Genomic DNA, 6,301 nt, shown 5'->3' on the forward strand with positions numbered 1-6,301 from the left:
ACATAAGGCCCTTTCTAAAAACTGTAATATGTAAGGAACATAGTAAAATTCCGTATTAAATATAGTCTATGTAAAAAAGCCCGCACTAATGTGCGAGCTTTTTATACTTATCGTTTTCCTTTTTCATAAGGAGTTCCTAATGCTTTCGGAGCTTCAGAACGACCTACAAAACCAACGAGTGCTAATATTGTGAATACATACGGTAATATTGTTAATAAAACACTCGGAATTTGATCTAATACAGGAATTGTTCCACCTGTTACACTTAATGATTGTGCAAAACCAAAGAATAACGCTGCACCTAATGCACCTAGTGGATTCCACTTTCCAAAAATCATAGCAGCTAATGCTAAGAAACCTTGTCCTGTAATAGTTGCCCCTGAGAAGTTATTAGAAATTGACATCGCAAAAATTGCTCCACCAATTCCAGCAAACACCCCTGATATACAAACGCCAATATAGCGCATTTTATATACGTTAATCCCCATCGTATCCGCTGCCATTGGATGCTCACCAACCGCACGAAGACGAAGACCGAACGGTGTTTTATAAATAACATACCAAACAACGAATGCTAAAATAATGGCAATATACGACGTTATTGGTACGTTAGAGAAGAATATTTTCCCTAAAACCGGAATATCTGAAAGGCCTGGAATATCAATCTTTTCAATACGGTACTGAATAAAGTCAGTCTGTCCTTTATCAAAAATCTTCTTAATTGCAAATACCGTTAATCCAAGAGATAAGAAGTTAATTGCTACACCACTTACAACTTGATCTGCTCGGAATGTAATAGAAGCTACCGCATGAAGTAATGCAAACAAACCACTACCAATTGCCGCAAATAATAACGCAATCCACGGAGTCATCGTTCCCCAAGTATCACCCATCAATAAGTTTGTAACAACTCCAATAAATGCACCAAATAGCATTAGTCCTTCTAATCCGATATTTACAACACCCGATCGTTCGCTAAATACACCACCTAGTGCTGTGAAAATGATAGGTGCCGATGTATATAACGTACCCGTCACAAGAATGGCTAATATATCTAAAAAGCTCATTTATTTCCCCTCCTTGCTCATGCGTGTAAGCGCCCATCTTAACACATAACTACATGCAACAAAGAAGATGATACATGCAATAATTACATTAATAAGCTCTGACGGTACATCTGCCTCAAAGTTCATTTGAGGGGAAGCACTTTTCAAACCACCAAATAATAAAGCTGAAAGGATTATACCAAACGGATTATTCCCTCCAAGTAATGCTACGGCAATCCCATCAAACCCTACTCCTGTAAACGAAGACATCGCTGTCATACTCTGGAATGTCCCTAATCCTTCCATCGCTCCACCAATCCCCGCAAATGCACCAGCAATTGTCATGGAGAATACTACATTACGAGAAACTTTCATACCTGCATATTGAGAGGCATGCTGATTAAATCCTACCGACTTTAATTCGTAACCTAAAGTTGTTCGATCTAATAAGAACCACATTAAAATAGCGATTAAAATTGCTACAATAATTCCCCAGTGTAGACGTGAACCATCAGTAATAGAAGCAAGCCAGTCTGAAGATAGTGACGCACTCTCTTTAATGTCATACGTTTTATCATTACCCTCGTGTAAGAAACGCTTAATAATGTCATATGTTACGTATAAAGCAATATAGTTCATCATAATTGTTACAATAACTTCATTAACTTGAAATTTCCCCTTTAAATATCCAGGGATGAAACCCCAAATTCCACCTACTAATGCTGCAAATAAAATTGATAACGGCATGTGAAGAACAGCTGGTAGCGAAACTGCATAACCGAACCAAACTGCTGCAAGCCAACCAACCAACAATTGACCCTCTACCCCGATATTAAATAAGCCTGTACGAAATGCAAACGCCACCGATAAGCCAGCAAGAATAAGCGGTATCATTGTACGGAGAGTTTCACCAATCGCACTTGCGCTGCCGAACATTCCTGTCCAAAGTGCACTATAACCAACAATTGGATCATAGCCACTAACTAGCATTACAATCGCTCCTACAAGTAAGCCGAAAATAACGGATAGTACTGGGACTAAAATATTTATCGTTCGTTCTGTTAAAAGCTTTTTAGCCATTTGTACCCACCTGCTCCTTCTTTGTTCCTCCAGCCATTAACAATCCAAGCTGTTGTTCATTCGTTTCTTTCGCATCAACTATTGCTACAATTTCCCCTTCATAAATAACAGCAATTCGATCGCTAACATTTAAGATTTCATCTAACTCTAATGATAAAAGTAATACACCTTTTCCTTTATCCCTTTGCTCTATTAATCTCTTATGAATAAATTCAATTGCTCCTACATCTAAACCACGTGTTGGCTGTGCCGCAATTAATAAATCTGGATCTCGGTCTACTTCACGTGCAATAATTGCTTTTTGTTGATTCCCCCCAGATAGAGCGCGTGCTAACGTTTGCTCACTAGGTGTACGTACATCAAACTGTTCAATAAGAGCCTTTGCTTTTTCTGTAATTTTGCTGAAATTTAAAATCCCTTTCTTTGAAAATGGATTTTTATAGTACGTTTGAAGAACTATATTATCTCTAACAGAAAAATCAAGTACGAGTCCGTGTTTATGACGATCTTCTGGAATATGACCAATTCCTTCTTCTGTTATTCTTCTAACAGGCCAATTTGTTATTTCTTTTCCTTTAATTGCAATAGAACCTGACTCAACTTTTCGTAAACCAGTAATTGCTTCTATTAATTCACTTTGTCCGTTTCCATCAATCCCTGCAATCCCAACAATTTCCCCCGCACGAACAGTTAAGTCAAGGCCTTTTACAGCAGGTAGTTGACGTGCATCGTGAACAACAAGGTTTGCAATTGAAAGTACCTCTTCTTTTGGCTTCGCGTCTATTTTTTCTGTTTTAAAATTCACTTGACGTCCGACCATTAATTCTGCAAGTTTATTTTCATCCGTATTTGCAACGTCAACCGTTCCAATCCCTTTTCCTTTACGAATAATCGTACAACGATCGCAAACTTCCATAATTTCTTTCAACTTATGTGTAATAAGAACAATAGATTTTCCTTCTTGTACAAGCTTTTTCATAATTTGAATTAGCTCATGAATTTCTTGTGGTGTTAACACGGCTGTCGGTTCATCAAATATTAAAATTTCTGCACCGCGGTAAAGAGTTTTCAAAATCTCAACACGCTGTTGCATACCCACTGAAATATCCTGTATTTTCGCATATGGATTTACAGCTAAACCGTATTGTTCAGACAATTTTTGAATTTCTTTAGCAGCTTCCTCAACAGCAATTTTCCCTTTTTTCTTCGGTTCATTTCCGAGAATAATATTCTCTGTAACTGTAAAATTATGAACAAGCATAAAGTGTTGATGGACCATTCCAATACCAAGGTCATTTGCTATATTCGGATTTGTGATTTTTACAGGTTTACCTTTAATTTTAATTTCACCCTGCTCTGGTTGGTACAAACCAAATAGTACATTCATCAATGTGGATTTCCCTGCACCATTTTCTCCAAGTAAAGCATGTATTTCTCCTTGCTTTACTTGCAGCGTAATATCATCATTCGCTACAATGCCTGGGAATACTTTCGTAATGTTATTCATCTCAATTACGTATTCCATTTCGTTCCTCCTTTTAACAGGGAACATTCCCTATTACACTATTAACTTATTAAGCGATTTGGAATTTTTATACATACAAAGGTTAGTTCTATGAACTAACCTTTGCTATTTCTCTATTTATTTTTTTAGAGAAGCTTCATATTCTTTATACTCTTTATCTGTAGCCGGTACTTTAATTTCACCATCTGTAATTTTCTTTTCAAACTCTTCTACTTTTGTTAAAATTTCAGGGTTAACCTTTTTCACGTTATCAGTTGTTTTTGAAATACCAATACCGTCATCTTTTAAACCAAACGCTTCAATTTTTCCACCTTTTAATTTTCCATCTTTTGCTTCTTTAGCTACTTTTTCTACAGCTACATCCACACGTTTAATCATTGAAGTTAATGTTACATTTTCAGGCATACCTTCTTGATGTTGGTCACGGTCAACACCGATTACCCAAACATTTTCACCTTTTTTCTTACGGTTTTTCGCTTCAGTGAACACACCGTTACCTGTACCACCAGCAGCATGATAAATTACATCTACACCTTGACCATACATTGCTGATGCAAGAACTGTACCTTTTTCAGGTTTATCAAATGCTTCCGCATATTCAGATACGATTTCAATGTTTGGATTTACTGCCTTTGCACCAGCTTTAAATCCATTTTCGAATTTACTAATTAAATCACTTTTCATTCCACCAACAAATCCTACTTTATTCGATTTTGTTGACATAGCTGCTACCGCACCTACAAGGAATGATCCTTCATGATCTTTAAATGTAATACTTGTTACGTTCGGTGCATCTACAACAGTATCAACGATTGCGAATTGTTGTTTTGGAGATTCTTTTGCAACTTCTTTAATTGCACCTTCTAATTTATAACCGATTCCGAAAGATAAATCATACTTATCTTTTGAAAATTTCTTTAAGTTTGGAATATAATCTGCTTCTTTTTCAGACTGTAGGTAACGATAATTTGTCTTTTCCTTTAATCCATTATCTTTACCAAACTTTTTCAAACCTTCCCAAGAAGATTGGTTGAATGATTTATCATCAACGCCCCCAACATCCGTTACCATACCAACTTTGAAGTCTTTATCTTCTTTCTTATCACTGCTCGCCTTATCCGAGTTACCACATGCACCTAACACCGTACTTGCTGCTAATGTTAATGATAATAAAAGACCTGTTTTTTTCTTCATACTAGAAACCCCTCCTGAAATGATTTGTCTATTTTTTATACGCTGCTGTTCCTTACTTCTTGCTGTCACCTCCCTAAAAAGGAATTTACCTACATACGCTTTCTTAATACGTGGAAGCTAAATTTATCAGCTCTAAAGTAATTGATAGAATATAAGATTGGCTCATCATTTTGATCGTAGTGCATTTGTTTTAATACAAGCAGCGCTGTTTCAGGCTCACATTCTAAAATCGGTGAGATTTTAGGGTGATAGCCAATTGGCTCAATGTGAGCAACCGCATATGTTATGCGCTTATGCGTGTTATTATGTATCACCGTTAATAATGATTCCTCATTGTAACCCGATAAATCTGGCAATATTTCTTTTGCAAGTTTATCGATACAATACACAACAGGTTCCCCATCTGCTGTACGCACGCGTTCAATCATCACTGCATTAAAACCATCTTCACTATTAAACTTCTCTTTTTCCTCTTCTGTTAAAGTTGTAGTAGATGATGATAAAAAGATTGTTCCTGGTGTTTTCCCCACACTAGAAATCATATCTGTAATACTAGAAAGTTGTTCTATTCCAGAAGAAAATAATGGCTTTGCATTTACAAATGTCCCTACACCATGTCTACGAATGACAACATTTTCTTCTTCTAAAATACGCAATGCTTCCCTTAAAGTCGCTCTACTTACGCCAAGTTCTTTCGCTAAATCAAACTCTGATGGTAACTTTTGTCGTTCTTTATAAGCCCCATCTTTAATTTTTTCTTTGATGTGATCAATCACCCGTAGATATAGGTGACGACTATCGGATTTTACTGACATAAGACTCCCCCGCATTTCAATTATTCGACCTCTGATGTAAGACTTCTTTTCTCTTTTTTCAACTTACAACATAGTACAAATGACTAAACACCAAAATAAGCATAATTGTCGAATAAATAATAATAATTTTTTAAAATAAAATTTTCACTCTTTATTGTATAAAAAAAACTTTGCACCATAAACATTCCTCATTTCGAGAAAAAGTTCGGCACAAAGATCCTTTACATCCTTTGTTACACACTTTTCCCCTCATAGTCTAGCAATTCATGGTTGCCAGGTAGAAACTTATGGACCTTATCTCCAAGATTATATGAGGCAGTGATTCTTTTCGAAGTAATCTTACCACTTGCTCTCATACGTGTCAACAAAATCTAACATTTTTCTGCATTAAATATCGAACATTTACACAAAACATAATCAAAGTATTCGTATTCTAAAGAGCACCTCTAAATGTAAGCCCTTTCTTTATTGCTGAGTATAGTATATAACAAAAACACTATATAAAAAAGCCTAATTGTAAAAATGAAGTGACCCCCGAAAGTTAGACAGGTCGTTTCATTAGGCAGCCTCTAGGGTATGAGCCCGGTATTGTACTGGGCTCATACCCTTTAATTTTGCCTTAATTCTTTTATGATTATAGT

6 protein-coding genes and 1 riboswitch are annotated in these 6,301 nt (G+C 36.1%); all 6 genes read right to left on the reverse strand.

The window, feature by feature from the left end; genetic code table 11:
- Positions 1 to 107 precede the first annotated feature (107 nt).
- Positions 108 to 1,067, reverse strand: a complete 960-nt coding sequence (locus tag CGQ22_RS26380; protein WP_000008857.1) for an ABC transporter permease — start codon at positions 1,065 to 1,067, stop codon at positions 108 to 110.
- Positions 1,068 to 2,126: an ABC transporter permease gene (locus tag CGQ22_RS26385; protein WP_001085260.1), complete on the reverse strand. Its 1,059-nt coding sequence runs from the start codon at positions 2,124 to 2,126 to the stop codon at positions 1,068 to 1,070.
- Positions 2,119 to 3,651: an ABC transporter ATP-binding protein gene (locus CGQ22_RS26390; protein ID WP_000456911.1), complete on the reverse strand. Its 1,533-nt coding sequence runs from the start codon at positions 3,649 to 3,651 to the stop codon at positions 2,119 to 2,121. Before CGQ22_RS26390 ends, CGQ22_RS26385 begins: the two co-directional genes overlap by 8 nt.
- Positions 3,652 to 3,768: 117 nt before the next feature.
- Complete coding sequence (locus CGQ22_RS26395; RefSeq protein WP_000730604.1) at positions 3,769 to 4,845, reverse strand: BMP family lipoprotein; 1,077 nt, start codon at positions 4,843 to 4,845, stop codon at positions 3,769 to 3,771.
- Between the two features lie 89 nt (positions 4,846 to 4,934).
- Positions 4,935 to 5,660: a GntR family transcriptional regulator gene (locus CGQ22_RS26400; RefSeq protein WP_000114182.1), complete on the reverse strand. Its 726-nt coding sequence runs from the start codon at positions 5,658 to 5,660 to the stop codon at positions 4,935 to 4,937.
- A gap of 232 nt (positions 5,661 to 5,892) precedes the next feature.
- A riboswitch (purine riboswitch) is annotated at positions 5,893 to 5,994 on the reverse strand.
- 224 nt (positions 5,995 to 6,218) lie between these two features.
- Positions 6,219 to 6,301 (reverse strand): IS3 family transposase (locus CGQ22_RS26410; RefSeq protein ID WP_140420774.1); only part of this gene is annotated, 83 nt, incomplete at its 5' end.

Source organism: Bacillus sp. M13(2017) (genome assembly GCF_002218325.1).
Classification (GTDB): Bacteria; Bacillota; Bacilli; order Bacillales; family Bacillaceae_G; genus Bacillus_A; species Bacillus_A thuringiensis_K.